Source organism: Variovorax sp. 01N429 (genome assembly GCF_056399425.1).
Genome location: NZ_JBFTRG010000002.1, coordinates 453,367 through 468,599, shown reverse-complemented (window position 1 = coordinate 468,599; position 15,233 = coordinate 453,367). Strand labels below are relative to the sequence as shown.

The 15,233-nt window shown below is 64.4% G+C and carries 17 protein-coding genes; 7 read left to right on the top strand and 10 right to left on the bottom strand.

All coding sequences use genetic code 11. The features are described 5' to 3' along the window. Positions 1-66: 66 nt before the first annotated feature. Genes AC1DSF_RS05400 through AC1DSF_RS05390 form a run of 3 tightly spaced genes read right to left on the bottom strand, consistent with a single transcriptional unit; the run spans position 67 to position 2,875 of the window. The gene (locus tag AC1DSF_RS05400) at positions 67-354 is read right to left on the bottom strand and encodes a DUF1330 domain-containing protein (protein ID WP_478144392.1); all 288 of its coding nucleotides are present in this window, start codon (positions 352-354) and stop codon (positions 67-69) included. After that, entirely contained in the window at positions 351-1,208 is an 858-nt protein-coding gene (gene kdsA / locus AC1DSF_RS05395; protein WP_478123830.1) for a 3-deoxy-8-phosphooctulonate synthase, read from the bottom strand. Before kdsA ends, AC1DSF_RS05400 begins: the two co-directional genes overlap by 4 nt. Further along, complete coding sequence (locus AC1DSF_RS05390) at positions 1,205-2,875, bottom strand: CTP synthase (RefSeq protein ID WP_478182432.1); 1,671 nt, start codon at positions 2,873-2,875, stop codon at positions 1,205-1,207. The genes kdsA and AC1DSF_RS05390 overlap by 4 nt, the downstream gene beginning before the upstream one ends. 187 nt (positions 2,876-3,062) lie before the next feature. On the opposite strand from AC1DSF_RS05390, the gene coaBC reads away from it, so the two are divergent. The 3 genes from coaBC to AC1DSF_RS05375 all read left to right on the top strand — a co-directional run bounded on the left by coaBC (position 3,063) and on the right by AC1DSF_RS05375 (position 5,473). Then, on the top strand, positions 3,063-4,304 hold the full coding sequence (gene coaBC / locus AC1DSF_RS05385; protein ID WP_478123828.1) for a bifunctional phosphopantothenoylcysteine decarboxylase/phosphopantothenate--cysteine ligase CoaBC: 1,242 nt from the start codon (positions 3,063-3,065) through the stop codon (positions 4,302-4,304). Positions 4,305-4,346: 42 nt separating this feature from the next. Then, complete coding sequence (gene dut, locus AC1DSF_RS05380; RefSeq protein WP_478123827.1) at positions 4,347-4,793, top strand: dUTP diphosphatase; 447 nt, start codon at positions 4,347-4,349, stop codon at positions 4,791-4,793. Positions 4,794-4,981: 188 nt separating this feature from the next. Next, positions 4,982-5,473, top strand: coding sequence for an outer membrane lipoprotein (locus tag AC1DSF_RS05375; protein ID WP_478123826.1), 492 nt, complete (start codon positions 4,982-4,984; stop codon positions 5,471-5,473). A 101-nt stretch (positions 5,474-5,574) separates the two neighbouring features. Here the strand turns inward: AC1DSF_RS05375 and AC1DSF_RS05370 are convergent, their stop codons facing one another. Further along, entirely contained in the window at positions 5,575-6,099 is a 525-nt protein-coding gene (locus tag AC1DSF_RS05370; RefSeq protein ID WP_478123825.1) for an FKBP-type peptidyl-prolyl cis-trans isomerase, read from the bottom strand. A 14-nt stretch (positions 6,100-6,113) separates the two neighbouring features. On the opposite strand from AC1DSF_RS05370, the gene AC1DSF_RS05365 reads away from it, so the two are divergent. The 3 genes from AC1DSF_RS05365 (at position 6,114) to AC1DSF_RS05355 (ending at position 8,113) form a co-directional block, all read left to right on the top strand. Further along, positions 6,114-7,253 carry a JmjC domain-containing protein gene (locus tag AC1DSF_RS05365; RefSeq protein ID WP_478123824.1) on the top strand — a complete coding sequence of 380 codons (1,140 nt, stop codon included), beginning with the start codon at positions 6,114-6,116 and terminating at the stop codon, positions 7,251-7,253. Then, on the top strand, positions 7,243-7,755 hold the full coding sequence (locus AC1DSF_RS05360) for a hypothetical protein (RefSeq protein WP_478123823.1): 513 nt from the start codon (positions 7,243-7,245) through the stop codon (positions 7,753-7,755). Before AC1DSF_RS05365 ends, AC1DSF_RS05360 begins: the two co-directional genes overlap by 11 nt. A gap of 88 nt (positions 7,756-7,843) precedes the next feature. Beyond that, positions 7,844-8,113, top strand: coding sequence for a hypothetical protein (locus AC1DSF_RS05355; protein WP_478182431.1), 270 nt, complete (start codon positions 7,844-7,846; stop codon positions 8,111-8,113). 87 nt (positions 8,114-8,200) lie between these two features. Here AC1DSF_RS05355 and AC1DSF_RS05350 read toward each other — a convergent pair whose 3' ends face one another. The 6 genes from AC1DSF_RS05350 to AC1DSF_RS05325 form a co-directional block, all read right to left on the bottom strand. Then, positions 8,201-8,977 carry an MBL fold metallo-hydrolase gene (locus AC1DSF_RS05350; protein WP_478123821.1) on the bottom strand — a complete coding sequence of 259 codons (777 nt, stop codon included), beginning with the start codon at positions 8,975-8,977 and terminating at the stop codon, positions 8,201-8,203. Positions 8,978-8,989: 12 nt separating this feature from the next. Continuing rightward, on the bottom strand, positions 8,990-10,072 hold the full coding sequence (gene bamC, locus AC1DSF_RS05345; protein ID WP_478123820.1) for an outer membrane protein assembly factor BamC: 1,083 nt from the start codon (positions 10,070-10,072) through the stop codon (positions 8,990-8,992). 115 nt (positions 10,073-10,187) lie between these two features. Continuing rightward, positions 10,188-11,114, bottom strand: coding sequence for a 4-hydroxy-tetrahydrodipicolinate synthase (gene dapA / locus AC1DSF_RS05340; RefSeq protein ID WP_478123819.1), 927 nt, complete (start codon positions 11,112-11,114; stop codon positions 10,188-10,190). A gap of 60 nt (positions 11,115-11,174) precedes the next feature. After that, positions 11,175-11,735, bottom strand: a complete 561-nt coding sequence (locus tag AC1DSF_RS05335; RefSeq protein ID WP_478123818.1) for a class I SAM-dependent methyltransferase — start codon at positions 11,733-11,735, stop codon at positions 11,175-11,177. Then, positions 11,735-11,875 (bottom strand): hypothetical protein, encoded by a 141-nt coding sequence (locus AC1DSF_RS05330; RefSeq protein WP_478123817.1) that lies wholly within the window; start codon positions 11,873-11,875, stop codon positions 11,735-11,737. The genes AC1DSF_RS05335 and AC1DSF_RS05330 overlap by 1 nt, the downstream gene beginning before the upstream one ends. Before the next feature lie 7 nt (positions 11,876-11,882). Next, entirely contained in the window at positions 11,883-13,100 is a 1,218-nt protein-coding gene (locus AC1DSF_RS05325; RefSeq protein ID WP_478123816.1) for an MFS transporter, read from the bottom strand. A 123-nt stretch (positions 13,101-13,223) separates the two neighbouring features. Between AC1DSF_RS05325 and AC1DSF_RS05320 the strand changes: the two genes are divergently transcribed. Next, complete coding sequence (locus AC1DSF_RS05320) at positions 13,224-15,221, top strand: DNA topoisomerase IV subunit B (RefSeq protein ID WP_478123815.1); 1,998 nt, start codon at positions 13,224-13,226, stop codon at positions 15,219-15,221. Positions 15,222-15,233: the final 12 nt, after the last annotated feature.

Sequence of the window (15,233 nt, the reverse complement as noted above, 5' to 3'; positions counted from 1 at the left end):
CTGGTATCGCCCCCTGAAAAGGGGGTGGGCGGCTACACGAAGTGAGCCAACCTGGGGGTCAGCTTATTAAATACCTTCGACGACGATCATTCGCATGACCGCGGCACCCTGGCGCGAAGCACGCGCCTTGCTGTATTCGGGCGAATCATTGAATTTCTTCGCGGCCTCCACGTTGGGAAACTTGAGGATTACGATGCGCTCGGGATGCCAGTCGCCTTCGAGCACTTCGACCTTGCCGCCGCGCACGCAGACCTCGGCGCCGTGCGCCTTCATGGCTTCCGAGGACCACTTCTTGTAATCCTCGTACTGCGTCGGATTGGTGACCTGGACGTTGGCGATGATGTAGGCGCTCATGCTTGAAAAGTATCCTCGAGGAATGGGTTCTTCTTGGTAACGGTGTCGAGCGCGACCAGCGTTTCGAGCAGCGCCTTCATGTGCTTGAGAGGCACGGCGTTGGGGCCGTCGCTCAGTGCCTTGGCAGGGTCTGGATGGGTTTCCATGAACAGGCCTGCCACGCCCACCGCCACTGCGGCACGCGACAGCACGGGCACCATCTCGCGTTGTCCGCCGGAAGTGGTTCCCTGGCCGCCGGGCAACTGCACGGAGTGCGTGGCATCGAAGACCACCGGGGCGCCGGTCTCGCGCATGATCGCGAGCGAGCGCATATCGGAAACGAGGTTGTTGTAGCCGAAGCTCGCACCCCGCTCGCATGCCATGAAGAGGTCTTCGGGCAAGCCCTTTTCCTTGGCCGCCGCACGCGCCTTGTCGATCACGTTCTTCATGTCGTGGGGCGCGAGGAACTGGCCCTTCTTGATGTTCACCGGCTTGCCCGATTGCGCCGCGGCGCGGATGAAGTCGGTCTGGCGGCACAGGAACGCGGGGGTCTGGAGCACGTCGACCACTGCGGCCGCAGCAGTGATGTCGTCTTCGGTGTGCACGTCCGTCAGCACCGGCAGGCCCAGTTCGCGCTTGACCTTCGCGAGGATCTCAAGACCGCGCTCCCGGCCCGGACCGCGAAAGCTCGTGCCCGACGAGCGATTGGCCTTGTCGAAGCTGCTCTTGAAGATGAAGGGGATGCCCAGCGAGGCCGTGATTTCCTTCAGCGTGCCGGCGGTGTCCATCTGAAGCTGCTCGGACTCGACCACGCACGGGCCCGCGATCAGGAAAAACCTTCTATCCAGCCCGATGTCGAACCCGCAAAGCTTCATGCCACCACCTTCAAAGCCTTCTTGTCCGCATTCTGGTGTTCCAGCGCTGCCTTGATGAACGCGTTGAACAACGGATGGCCGCTCCATGGTGTGGACTTGAATTCGGGGTGGAATTGCACACCCATGAACCACGGATGCACGCCTTGCGGCAGTTCGACGATTTCAGTCAGGTGCTCGCGCTGGGTGAGGGCCGAGATCACCAGGCCGGCACGGCGCAATTCGTCGAGGTAGTTGACGTTGGCTTCGTAGCGATGGCGGTGGCGCTCGGTCACGACGTCGCCGTAGATGCTGTGCGCTAAGGTGCCGGGCGCCACGTCGGAGCTCTGCGCGCCGAGGCGCATCGTGCCGCCGAGATCGGACTTCTCGTTGCGGACCTTGACGGTGCCGTCCGCGTCCTTCCATTCGGTGATCAGCGCGATCACGGGGCAGGGCGTGTCGGGCTCGAATTCGGTGCTGTTGGCGTTCTTGAGGCCGGCCACGTTGCGGGCATATTCGATCGTCGCCACCTGCATGCCGAGGCAGATGCCCAGGTACGGAACCTTGGTTTCGCGTGCGAAACGCGCGGCGGCAATCTTGCCTTCGACGCCGCGCTGGCCGAATCCGCCGGGCACCAGGATCGCGTCGTACTTGGCGAGCCGCGCAACGTCCTGCGGCGTGATGGTTTCGGAGTCGACGTAGTCGATCTTCACGCGCGCATGGTTCTTCATGCCCGCATGGCGCAGCGCTTCATTCAGCGACTTGTAGCTGTCGGAGAGGTCCACGTATTTGCCGACCATTGCAATGGTGACTTCCTTCTGCGGATGCTCGACCTCATACACGAGGTCGTCCCAGCGCTTGAGCTTGGCCGGCGGCGTGTTGATGCGCAGCTTGTCGCAGATGAGGCCGTCCAGACCCTGCTCGTGAAGCATGCGCGGCACCTTGTAGATGGTGTCCACGTCCCACATCGAGATCACGCCCCATTCGGGCACGTTCGAGAAGAGCGAGATCTTGGCGCGCTGGTCGTCGGGAATGGGCCGGTCGGCGCGGCACAGCAGGGCGTCGGCCTGGATGCCGATTTCGCGCAGCTTCTGCGCGGTGTGCTGGGTTGGCTTGGTCTTGAGTTCGCCGGCGGCGGCGATCCAGGGCACGTAGCTCAGGTGCACGAAAGCCGAATTGTTCGGTCCCATGCGCAGGCTCATCTGGCGCACGGCTTCGAGGAAGGGCAGGGATTCGATGTCGCCGACCGTGCCGCCGATCTCGACGATCGCGACGTCGACTTCATGGGCGGTACCGATACCGGCGCCGCGCTTGACGTATTCCTGGATTTCGTTGGTGATGTGCGGAATGACCTGCACCGTCTTGCCGAGATAGTCTCCGCGACGCTCTTTTTCGAGCACGGTCTTGTAGATCTGGCCGGTGGTGAAGTTGTTGGCGCGCCGCATGCGGGTCGTGATGAAGCGCTCGTAGTGGCCGAGGTCGAGGTCGGTTTCCGCCCCGTCGTCCGTGACGAACACTTCGCCATGCTGGAACGGCGACATCGTGCCCGGGTCGACGTTGATGTACGGATCGAGCTTGATGAGGGTGACTTGGAGGCCGCGCGATTCAAGAAGGGCGGCGAGCGAGGCGGAAGCGATTCCCTTGCCCAGGGAAGACACCACGCCACCGGTGACGAAGACAAATTTGGTCATGCCAGCTCCGGATGCAGATCCGGGAAGTGGGAAATGGGGATTGTATAGGCTCCCCCCCAGGCTTCGCGCACTGCGTGTCGCTGCGCCTACCCCCTGCCGGGGGCGGGCCGGCCGCTTCGGGCGGCCGCGCGCGGCGGCCCTCGCGAACACCCAGTGCGGCGCGCGTGGGCGGCATTAAACTGCTTTGATGCAACAAGAACTTGCGGGCAAACACATCGTTTTGGGACTGACGGGGGGGATCGCCTGCTACAAGTCGGCCGAGCTGTGCCGGCTGCTGGTGAAGGCGGGCGCGACCGTGCAGGTGGTGATGACGGAAGCGGCGACGCAGTTCATCACGCCGGTCACTATGCAGGCGCTGTCGGGGCGGCCTGTATACACCTCGCAGTGGGATGCGCGCGAGCTCAACAACATGCCGCACATCAACTTGAGCCGCGAGGCGGATGCCATCGTGCTGGCGCCCGCGAGCGCGGATTTCATCGCGCGGCTAGTGCAGGGGCGCTCGGATGAACTGTTGAGCCTGATGTGCCTCGCGCGGCCGATGGATCGCGTGCCGCTCTTGATCGCGCCGGCGATGAACCGCGAGATGTGGGGCCATCCGGCGACGCAGCGCAATCTCCGCCAGGTGGACGCCGATGGTGCGCGTGTGCTGGGGGTCGGAAACGGCTGGCAGGCGTGCGGCGAAACGGGCGATGGACGCATGCTGGAGGCCGAGCAGCTCTTCGAAGAAATCGTCGCGCAGTTCCAGCCCAAGGTGCTCTCGGGCCAGCGCGTGGTCGTCACCGCCGGGCCGACTTTCGAGGCACTCGATCCGATCCGCGGCATCACCAATCATTCGTCCGGAAAAATGGGCTTCGCCATCGCACGGGCAGCACGCGATGCCGGCGCCCAAGTCACCTTGGTGGCCGGACCGGTCCATCTGCCGACGCCGCGCGGCGTGCAGCGTGTCGACGTCAAATCCGCGCAGGAAATGCTCGAAGCGACTCTCCGCTCCGTGGCGACGGCATCGGTCTTTGTTGCGACCGCGGCGGTGGCCGATTGGCGTCCGGCTTCTCACAGCGCGCAGAAGATCAAGAAGGACGGCAGCGGCAAGCCGCCCGTCCTGCACTTCGTCGAGAACGAGGACATCCTCTTGACGGTCGCGCAGGGCAAACGAGCCAAGGGTGGCGAACTCTTCTGCGTCGGCTTTGCGGCGGAGAGTGAGAACCTCCTCGAGCACGCCAAGGCCAAGCGAGAGCGCAAGGGCATTCCGCTGCTGGTGGGCAACATCGGTCCGCTGACCTTCGGGCAGGACGACAACAGCCTCCTGCTGGTCGACGCGAATGGTGTCCGTGAACTGCCGAGGGCGCCCAAATTGACGCTGGCGCGCGAGCTGGTGGTGGAGATCGCCTCGCGGCTCCCCGCCTATGCCGCCGCCGGCAAGAATCCGTAGATCAACCCATCCCAACCCATCCGAAAGCCAAAGGCATCTTCAGTGAAAGTCGACGTTCGCATCCTCGATCCCCGCATGCAGGACCAACTGCCAGCCTACGCAACCCCGGGCAGTGCCGGGCTGGACCTCCGGGCTTGCCTGGATGCGCCCATCACCCTTGAGCCGAACGGCTGGCAGCTGGTGGGAACCGGCATCGCGATCCATCTCGCCGACCCGGGCTTTGCCGCGATGATCCTGCCGCGCTCCGGGCTCGGTCACAAGCACGGCATCGTGCTGGGCAACCTCGTGGGCCTGATCGACAGTGACTACCAGGGCGAACTCAAGATCAGCGCCTGGAACCGCAGCGACACGCCCTTTGTCCTGCAGCCGATGGAGCGGCTGGCGCAACTCGTGATCGTGCCAGTGGTGCAGGCGCAATTCAACGTCGTCGGCGAGTTTCCGCCCAGCGAACGTGGCGAGGGCGGTTACGGCTCGACCGGTAAACACTGATCGCTTTTGTAGGCAGCCACTCGCACTGCCTTGAACACGTTTCCCACGCGTAAAGACAGGAACCCGATACGCGCCGCAGCGTCGAAAGTTTCAGCATGTGTCCACGTCAGTCATCGTGGCCGCTGCCCGGACGTTAAGTCATGGATGGGGCGCGTCAATGGCGCCGTATTTTGAGGAAGCAATACATCATGAAAAATCCAACCCGTCTCTTGGCTGTCACCGCTTCGGTGCTCGCCATTTCTGCTCTTACCGCTTGCGTGGCGCCGCAACCGGTTTATGAAACGGGGCGCTATCCGTACCAGCCGCCGCAACCTGTGGCGCAAGGGCCCTACGTCGAATACGGTCGCGTGGCCAACATCGAGGTCATCCGCAGCCAGTCGTCCGGCGCGCCCACTTCTGGTGGCGGTGCAGTTGCCGGCGGCTTGGTCGGTGGTGTGCTGGGCAACCAGATCGGCAGCGGAAACGGCCGCGCAGCGGCAACCGCGCTGGGCGTGGTCGGCGGTGCCTTGCTGGGCAACAGCGTCGAAGCCAACAACAACCGGCCTCGCGTGTATGAAAGCTACCGCGTGTCGGTCCAGACGGACAACGGCGGCTATCGCGCTTTCGACGTTCCTTCGCCCGGCGACCTTCGCATCGGCGACCGTGTGCGAATCGACAACGGCCAGATTTCGCGCTACTGAGCAGCGCGTCGTAGCGGTCCGGTCCAACGGAAAAAGCCGGGCAATGCCCGGCTTTTTTATGCCCGTTTCCGGATGGTTCGCGGATGGTCTGCGGGGGATGCTCAGTGCAGGAGATCATTCCCCGGCGCCGTCGTCGGGATCTTGAAAAAGCCGGTGCCGGCTGTGCCGCGTCCGATTTCTTCTTCCGTCGCTTCGCGCACCGATCTCACCGTCATGTCCAGCCGGATCGCGATACCGGCCAGAGGATGGTTGCCGTCGAGCACCAGGTGATCCGGATAGATCTCGCTCACTGTGTAGAGGACATCTTTCGGCATGTCCGGGTTCACGCCTGCCGGAAGTGCCGCACCGTCGAAGGTCATGCCTTCTTCAGTCCCTTCGGGGAAAAGATTGCGAGGTTCAAGAAACAGCAATTGGTCGTTGAAGTCGCCGAAAGCCTGCTCGGGCTCCAACTGCAGTTGCACCCGGGCGCCCGGCTCATGGCCAAGCAGCGCAGCTTCGATCGCGTCGAAGAGATCCTCACCACCGACGAGGAATTCGACGGGCTCGTCCAGCACGTCCAGCACTTCGCCCAGCGTGTCTTTCAGCGTCCAAGTCAAGCCGACCACGCATTGTTCAGAGATTTCCATTGCAGAATTCTCCCATGGAGATTGATCAACCCTTGCCCCTGCTTGGCGGCTTAAGTGCTCAGCAGTTCATGCGCCGTCACTGGCAGAAGAAGCCGCTGCTGATTCGACAGGCAGTGCCCGACATGGTGCCACCAATCGAGCGGGCACAACTGTTCGATTTGGCTGCGCAGGAGGGCGTCGAATCTCGCCTGATACGCCATGCGAAGACCGGTTGGTCACTGCGACACGGGCCGTTCGCTCGGCGGGCGCTGCCGTCATTGAAGCAAGCCGCGTGGACGCTTCTGGTCCAGGGAGTCGATCTGCACCATCAGGGTGTGCATGAGTTGTTGCAGCGGTTTCGATTCGTGCCCGACGCGCGGCTGGACGATTTGATGATCAGCTACGCGAGCGACGGCGGTGGCGTCGGGCCGCATTTCGACAGCTACGACGTGTTTCTGCTCCAGGCGCAGGGTCGCCGCCGCTGGTCGATCGGTCGTCAGCGCGATCTGCGGCTTCAACCGGATGTCCCGCTCAAGATCCTCGCGCAGTTCGAGCCTGAACAGACTTTCATCCTCGAGCCTGGCGACATGCTGTATCTGCCGCCGCGCTATGCGCACGATGGCGTCGCGGTTGGCGGCGATTGCGTGACCTACTCGATCGGTCTTCGTTCGCCTGCCGCTGCGCCGCTCGGCGCCGACCTGCTGGCGCGCATCGCCGAAGCGCAGGCCGATGCCGTGCAGGACGCAGTCGGCCAAGCCGCGGTGCACTACCGCGACCCCGCTCAGCCTGCGCTCGCCAATCCCGCGGAAATGCCGGCTGGGCTGCAAGCTTTTGCGCGCCAAGCCGTCCTTGCCGTCATGCGCGATGAAGACGTGATCGATCGCGCACTGGGCGAATCCATGACCGAACCCAAGCCGACCGTCTGGTTCGACCAGGGCGAGCCGCCTGCCGATCTGAACGCCATTGCACTGGATCGGCGCACGCGCATGCTGTATGACGCGCGCCATCTCTACATCAACGGCGAGAGTTTTCGTGCCTCGGGTCGCGATGCCAAGCTCATGCGCCGGTTGGCGGACCAGCGCACCCTCGGCCCGCGCGACTTGGCCGCCGCGAGCGACGATGCGCTAGCGCTATTGAGCGACTGGTGCGAAGCAGGATGGGCCCATGCCGAGTGAAAGCGAGGGCGCCGCCGCCATTCAACTGCCCAAAGGCGCATTCGACGGTCGCGATGCGTTCGACCTTCATCTGCGCAGCGCCTTGGCGGCCGCATCGCAGCAGAATTGGCGCGAAGTCGTATGGAGCGATCCGGACTTCAACGACTGGCCCCTCGGCGAACGCTCGGTCATCGAAGCGCTTCAGGCATGGGCGTCTTCGGGTCGCAGTCTCGTTCTGCTCGCCAGGACCTTCGATGTGTTTCAGCGCCACCACGCGCGATTCGTTCACTGGCGCCGTATGTGGGGCCACATCATCGACTGCCGCGTTTGCGATGGACCGGGTCTTCCGCAGGTGCCGAGCGCCATCTGGACGCCATCATGGTTTTTGCATCGCATCGACGTTGAGCATGTGCGGGGTGTCTGCGGGCACAGTCCGGAGGGGCGCCGTGCCATTCGCGAGCGTATCGAAGAGTGTCTTCGCCATGCGAAATCCGGCTTTCCGACCTCGACTCTGGGCTTGTAAGCCAATGCCGCGAATCGGGGCCTGAGACTTATCCGCGTGCAGATGCGGGTCTAGAATTTTCGAAACCTTCATCCAAAGGAGCCACGTAATGAAGAAGTCTCTCTTGCTCGCATCATTGATCGCCGCCGCCGCGTTGACGGCCTGCGGAAAAAAGGATGAGTCTGCGGTCCCACCGGCAGCACCAGCAGCATCAACAACGCMCGCTCCGGCGACAACCGCTCCGGCGCCTGCACCTGCTGCGCCTGCTGCATCGTCGACAGCGACGCCCGGCGCTTCGTCTTCAGCGCTCGACGCGGCCAACTCGGCGACGGATCAGGCCAAGAAGCAGCAGGACGGAACGGCTCCTTCCAAGCCCTGATGTGTCCATCCGTGAATGCGAAGGCCGCCCGAGGGCGGCCTTTTTCATGGACTGGGTTCTGATCTTCAGAGCGAGTCCATCAGATCGTCAGAGATCCAGCCAGGGCGAGCCTTCGGCGGCGGTGGCGGTGAGCATCTCGTGTTCGCTCGCACCCAGAGCTTCGGCCATGGCACGCCGCACGACGTCCGGCCTGTTGTTCTGCTCGCTCAAATGAGCGCCAACCACATGCCGAAGCCCCGGATGACACACCGCGCGCGCAATGGCCGCCGCGGCGATATTCGACAGATGGCCGTAGTTGCCCCCGACGCGCATCTTGAGAAAGGGTGGGTATGCAGAGCCCGCCAGCATTTCGCTGTCATGGTTGAACTCGAGCAACAAGGCGTCCAGCTGCATCAGCCGGGCCAGCACGTGCGGCGTTGCATGGCCTAAATCGGTCAGGATGCCGAGGCTGCGCGCGCCATCGGTGCAACGAAGCTGTAGCGGTTCGCGCGCATCATGCGGCACGGTGAAGGGCTGCACGAGCAGATCGCCCATCACGATTTCGAGGCCGTCCCTTGCGAGGTTCAGGCGGCCCTGGAAATCGCGGCCACCGGTGGCGAGCCATGTTCCTTCGCTCATCCAGACCGGAATGCGTTCGCGCCTTGAGAGCGCGTGCGCGCAGCCGATGTGGTCGCCGTGTTCATGCGTGATGAAAACGGCGTCGATGTCACAGGCAGCGACGCCGGCGTGCGCGAGGCGGGCGTCCAGGTGACGCAGCGCAAAGCCGCAGTCGACCAGGAGCCGTGACGTTCGGCCGCCGCTGGTCGCTTCGACCAGCGTGGCGTTGCCGGTGCTGCCGCTGCCCAGGCTGCGGAAGCGGAGCATGCGAGCCTGGCTTTACTTCAGGTCGTCAGCGATGACCTGGACGATGCGCTGCGCGTTGGCGGTGCTGTCCGGTGCGCCGGTGCCGTCGAGCACAGACACGGTGCTCGTATCGCCCTGGCTCTTGACGAGGATGCGGAACTTGAGCGGTGCCTCGGACTTGCTTGAGCCGAAGGTGAACAGCTTGCCGAAGAAGCCCGCCTCGTTCTTGTCTGCCTTCGGCGGCACGTAGCGGACGAAGTAGGTGCCGGCGCTGCGGTCGCGGTCTTCGACGGTGAAGCCGGTACGGTCGAGCGCCAGGCCCACGCGGCGCCATGCGCGTTCGAAGCCTTCGCTGATTTGCACGACCGGTTGGCCGCTGACGTTCGCGACGCGGGCGGTTTGCGCAGGGGCGGCAGCCGCGGCGAGCACCTTCGATTGCTCTTGCGACACGCCGAGCTTCACCATCAGGCGGCGGAGGAATTCGGCTTCGAGTTCAGGATCGCTCGGGCGCGGCTGCCACACCGTCTGGTCCTTGGTGTTGGTGCTGTAGACCTCTTGCATGCCGCGGTGGCTGATGAAGATCTCGGTGCCCGTCGGCGTGCGTTCCATGCGCGTGCGGAAGCGGTCGAGTTCGCCGGTCGAATAGACCGAATCCATGAACCTGCCGACCGTGCTGCGGATGATGTCCTGCGGCAGCTTGGCGCGGTTTTCGGCCCAGTCGGTTTCCATGATGCCGAGGTTGCGCTGCTCGGTGGTGAGCAGAAAGCCGCTCTCTTGCCAGAAGTCCTTGACGGGCTCCCAGAGTTGGTCCGCCGGTCGGTTGATGACCAGCCAGCGCTGCGTGCCCGAGCGTTCCATGCGCACGTCGCCCACGGAGCTCACGGCCGTCGGAAGGCTCGGCGCATTGGCAAGGCCTGCCTGGTAGCTGTTGGCGGTGACGGCACCGCCGGGCACCACGTAGCGGTTGTCGCGCGACAACTGCGTCAGGTCGGGCGGCACTTCGAGTGTGGGTGCCTTGCCGGCGCTCTTGTAGTCGATCTTGTCGCTTTCGAGGACCGAGCAAGCGGCAAGACTGGTGACCAGCGCCAGCAGTGCGAATCGCGAAATGGTGTTCAACGTCGTCTTCCTTCTAGGAATGTTTAGCTCAATCGATGGGCTGCAGCGCCCGCAGTTTCAGAGCGCAGTCCGGGCAAAAGGTTGCCGGGTTCGCAAACAGCGCAGTAAAGATGGGTCAATCCTTGAGGAGGCCGCTGGCGCGCAGGGCTGCCTCCACGACCGGCCGGCCGGCTTCGGCAAGCTCGGTCAGGGGCAGGCGCAACGCGCCGCCGCACAGGCCCAGCCGTGCCATGGCCCACTTGACCGGAATGGGGTTGGGTTCAACAAAGAGATGGCGATGCAGCGGCATCAGCTCGAACTGGATCTGCATCGCGCGCTTCACGTCGCCGGCGATTGCCGCCACGCAAAGCTCGTGCATCTTGCGTGGCGCCACGTTGGCGGTGACGCTGATGTTGCCTTGACCGCCGCATAGCATCAGTGCGACGGCGGTGGGGTCGTCCCCCGAATACACCGCGAAATTCTTGGGCACTTCGCGGATCAGCCATTGGGCGCGCTCGATGTTGCCCGTCGCTTCCTTGATGCCGATGATGCCGGGCACTTGCGCGAGGCGCAGCACGGTGTCGTGCGCCATATCGGCGACGGTGCGGCCTGGCACGTTGTAGAGCACGATCGGGAGGTCACCCACAGCTTCGGCGATGGCCTTGAAGTGCTGGAACTGGCCTTCCTGTGTCGGCTTGTTGTAGTAGGGGACGACCTGGAGCTGGCAATCGGCGCCGACGCCCTTGGCGAACCTGGCGAGCTCGATGGCTTCCTTGGTGGAATTGGCACCGCAGCCGGCCATGACTGGAACGCGGCCCCGGGCCTGTTCGACCGAGACGCGGATGATTTCGCAGTGCTCTTCGACGTCGACGGTGGGGGACTCGCCGGTGGTTCCGACCACGCCGAGACAATCCGTTCCTTCGTCGATGTGCCAGTCGATGAGTCGGCGCAGTGCGGGATAGTCGACGCTGCCGTCGTCAAGCATCGGCGTGACCAGTGCGACGATGCTGCCTGTCAGTTGCTCCAAGGGGATCTCTTTGTCGGTTGGACGAAAAGAGAGCATTCTACTGATCCGCCGCGGCGCCCGACTCAGGACCTGCCCGTGGTGAGCAGGGCCGCGAGCCTACGGGTCCTGGAGCGGATACCGCGATGGCGCGCCCGGCGCCGTCGGCTCCGGACGGACGGCCGCGATGCGCTGGACGAAGCGATCGGGCGAGGCGAGGAAGCCGTTTTCATACGCGATGACCTGCAGGTCGGCGCAAGCGGCCAGCAGCTCGCCGGGCTTCAGCAGGAAGTCGGGCCGGGACGGTTTGCCGACCGTTTCGTTGCCTTGCGCAAAGGTTTCATAAAGCAAAACCCCGCCCGGCGCGACGGCTGCCACGATATCTGGCAGCCGCGGACGCCAGAGATACCGGGTAACGACCACTGCGCCGAACACCTGTCCGGCGAAAGGCCACGGGCCTTCCTCGATGTCGGCCTGAAGAACCCGCCCGTAGGGTGCCGCCGTCGCGACCGCTTCCGGCGACCGATCCACACCCGTGACCGCATGGCCGCGTTCGGCGAACCAGCGCATATGGCGGCCCGAACCGCAGGCGACGTCCAGCACGGTAGCGCCCGGCGCCAGCAAAGACGACCAGCGGACGATCCAGGGCAACGGGGCCAGCGAGTGGTGATCGGGTGGCATCAGAAGCAAGCCCAGAGCTGGTCGATCAGGGTCACGAGGAACGCGGGGCGCGTATAGAGGGCGAACACGCCCGCCAGCGCGGCCATTGCTGCCGCGAGCCAGCCGGCGTGGATCAGGCGTTCGCGGTTCGGGCTTCGCATGGCGCTCTCAGGCCGGTTGCGCCGCCGGGCGCACGATGGCGCCTTCCTTCACCGGCAGGTTGATCAGCGCCGCGAACACGCCGAGCGCGATGGCCATGTACCAGACGACGTCGTAGCTGCCGGTGCGATCGTAGAGATAGCCGCCAAGCCACACCCCCAGGAACGAACCCACCTGGTGGCTGAAAAAGACGACGCCGCCCAGCATGGAGAGATGCGCCACGCCAAAGATCTGCGCCACGATGCCGCTCGTCAGCGGCACGGTCGACAGCCACAGGAACCCCATCACGCTCGCAAAGACATACACCGTCAGGGGCGAGATCGGAACGACCACGAACAAGGCGATCGCCAGCGCGCGGGCGATGTAGATCGCTGCGAGCAGCTTGCGCTTTGCCAGCCGCGCGCCGAGCGCTCCGGCGGTGTACGTGCCGAAGACGTTGAAGAGGCCGACCAGCGCGAGCGCGTAGCTCGCGACTTCGGGCGGCAGGCCCTTGTCACGCAGGTAGCTCGGCATGTGCACGCCAATGAACGCCAGCTGGAAGCCGCAAACCAGATAGCCGGCGGTCAGCAGCATGAAGCTCCGATATTTGAGGGCTTCCCGGATGGCTTCGCCAATGGTCTGGCTGCGGCGCACGGAACTCGCCGCCACGCGCGGCTCGCGAAGGCCGAAGGCCAGTGGCACGATGATCAGCACCATCATTGCGAGCACCACCAGTGCGGTCTGCCAGCCGAGATGGGCAATCAGCAGCCCTTCGACCGGCACCATGAGGAACTGCCCGAACGAGCCCGCGGCCGCGGCCACGCCCATGGCCCAGGAGCGCCGCTCGGGCGCGATTTGCCGGCCGATCACGCCGTAGATGACTGCGTAGGTCGTGCCGGCCTGCGCGGCACCGATCAGCACACCGGCCGTCAGCGCGAAGATGAAGGTCGAAGTCGAAAAGGCCATGCCGACCAGGCCCAGCGCATAGAGCACGGCGCCGGCCAGCAGGACGCGGAAGGCCCCCAGCTTGTCGGCCAGCATCCCGGCGAACACGCCGATCACGCCCCAGGAAAGATTCTGGATGGCGATGGCCAGCGAGAAGGCCTGCCGCGACCATCCGTTTTCCTGCGTGATCGGCTGCAGCCAAAGCCCGAACCCATGCCGGATGCCCATGGACATCGTGACGATCATGGCGCCGCAGATGAGAACCTGCTTGACGCTGAGAGGCTGGGTGGGGGAGGAAGTCATTCCGGGCAATGTACCGAAAAGGCGCATCGCGCGTGTGCGGCGAACGCGATGCGATTGTTGATATTTGCTCATCGGACTGATGCGCCACCGCGCTGTCGGGCGCGAGCCCTAGAATCCCGCGCCATGGCAAGCAAGGAACCAGGCAGTTACGGCGAGGCGTCTATACGCGTCCTCAAGGGGCTCGAGCCCGTCAAGCAGCGGCCGGGCATGTACACCCGCACCGACAACCCGCTGCACATCATTCAGGAAGTACTGGACAACGCCGCCGATGAGGCGCTCGCGGGGTACGGCAAGAAAATCAAGGTCACGCTGCACGCCGACGGCTCGACCAGCGTCGAAGACGACGGTCGCGGCATTCCATTCGGGTTGCATCCCGAAGAAAAGGCGCCGGTCGTCGAGCTGGTGTTCACGCGCCTGCACGCCGGTGGCAAGTTCGACAAGGGCTCCGGCGGCGCCTACAGCTTCTCCGGCGGCCTGCACGGGGTGGGCGTGTCGGTGACCAACGCGCTTTCGAAGCGGCTGGAAGTGACGTCGTACCGCGAGGGCTCGGTCGCGCAGATCGCTTTTGCCGCCGGCGACGTCATCGACAAACTGAAAGTGCGCCCGCAGGAAGTCGCGGCCGCCTCCAACGGCGACGGCCCGCGTGACCGCAAGCAAGGCACCACGGTGCGGGCATGGCCCGATCCGAAGTACTTCGAATCGCCGGCGCTCCCGATCAACGAGCTCACGCATCTCCTGCGAAGCAAGGCTGTTCTGATGCCGGGCGTCACCGTCACGCTCGTGGTCGAAAAGACCAAGGAAACACAGACGTGGCTCTACAAAGGGGGTCTTCGCGACTACCTGATGCAGACGCTCAACGGCGACCCTGTCATTCCCCTTTTCGAAGGCGCAGGACATGCGGACAAGAACGCCGACAACTTTGCCGAAGGCGAAGGCGCGGACTGGTGCGTCGCCTTCACCGAAGACGGCCAGCCCGTGCGCGAGAGCTACGTCAACCTGATCCCGACCAGCGCCGGCGGCACGCACGAGAGCGGCCTGCGCGATGGTCTCTTCAATGCGGTCAAAAGCTTCATCGAACTGCATTCGCTGCTGCCCAAGGGCGTGAAGCTGCTGCCCGAGGACGTCTTTGCGCGCGCTTCGTACGTGCTCTCGGCCAAGGTGCTCGATCCACAGTTCCAGGGCCAGATCAAGGAACGGCTCAATTCGCGCGATGCGGTGCGGCTGGTGTCCAGCTTTGTCCGGCCGGCGCTGGAGCTGTGGCTCAACCAGCATGTCGACTACGGCAGAAAGCTCGCTGAACTGGCGATCAAGGCTGCGCAGACGCGCCAGAGGGCCGGCCAGAAGGTCGAGAAACGCAAGGGTTCCGGCGTGGCCGTGCTGCCGGGCAAGCTGACCGACTGCGAGAGCAAGGACATCGCGCACAACGAAGTCTTTCTCGTCGAAGGGGATTCGGCTGGCGGCAGCGCCAAGATGGGCCGCGACAAGGAAAGCCAGGCGATCCTGCCGCTGCGGGGGAAGGTGCTCAACACCTGGGAGGTCGAGCGCGACCGGCTGTTTGCCAACACCGAAATCCACGACATCTCGGTGGCGGTCGGCGTCGATCCGCACGGGCCGGACGACACGCCCGACATGACCGGCCTGCGCTACGGAAAGATCTGCATCCTGAGTGATGCGGACGTCGACGGTTCGCACATCCAGGTGCTGTTGCTGACGCTGTTCTTCAGGCACTTTCCGAAGCTGATCGAAACGGGCCACGTGTATGTGGCCAAGCCGCCGCTCTTTCGCGTCGACGCGCCCGCACGCGGCAAGAAGCCGGCTTCCAAGGTGTATGCGCTGGACGAAGGTGAATTGACCGCGATTCTCGACAAGCTCCGCAAGGACGGCGTGCGCGAAGGCGCATGGAGCATCAGCCGCTTCAAGGGCCTTGGCGAAATGAGCGCCGAGCAGTTGTGGGAAACGACGCTCAACCCCGATACCCGCAGGCTGCTGCAAGTCCGCCTCGGGCGTTTCGACGTGCTGGGCACGCAGGGCGAGATCACCAAGCTCATGGGCAAGGGCGAAGCCGCCGCGCGCCGGGAACTGATGGAGCTGCGCGCAGACGACGTCGAGATCGATGTGTGACCTCCTCGAACA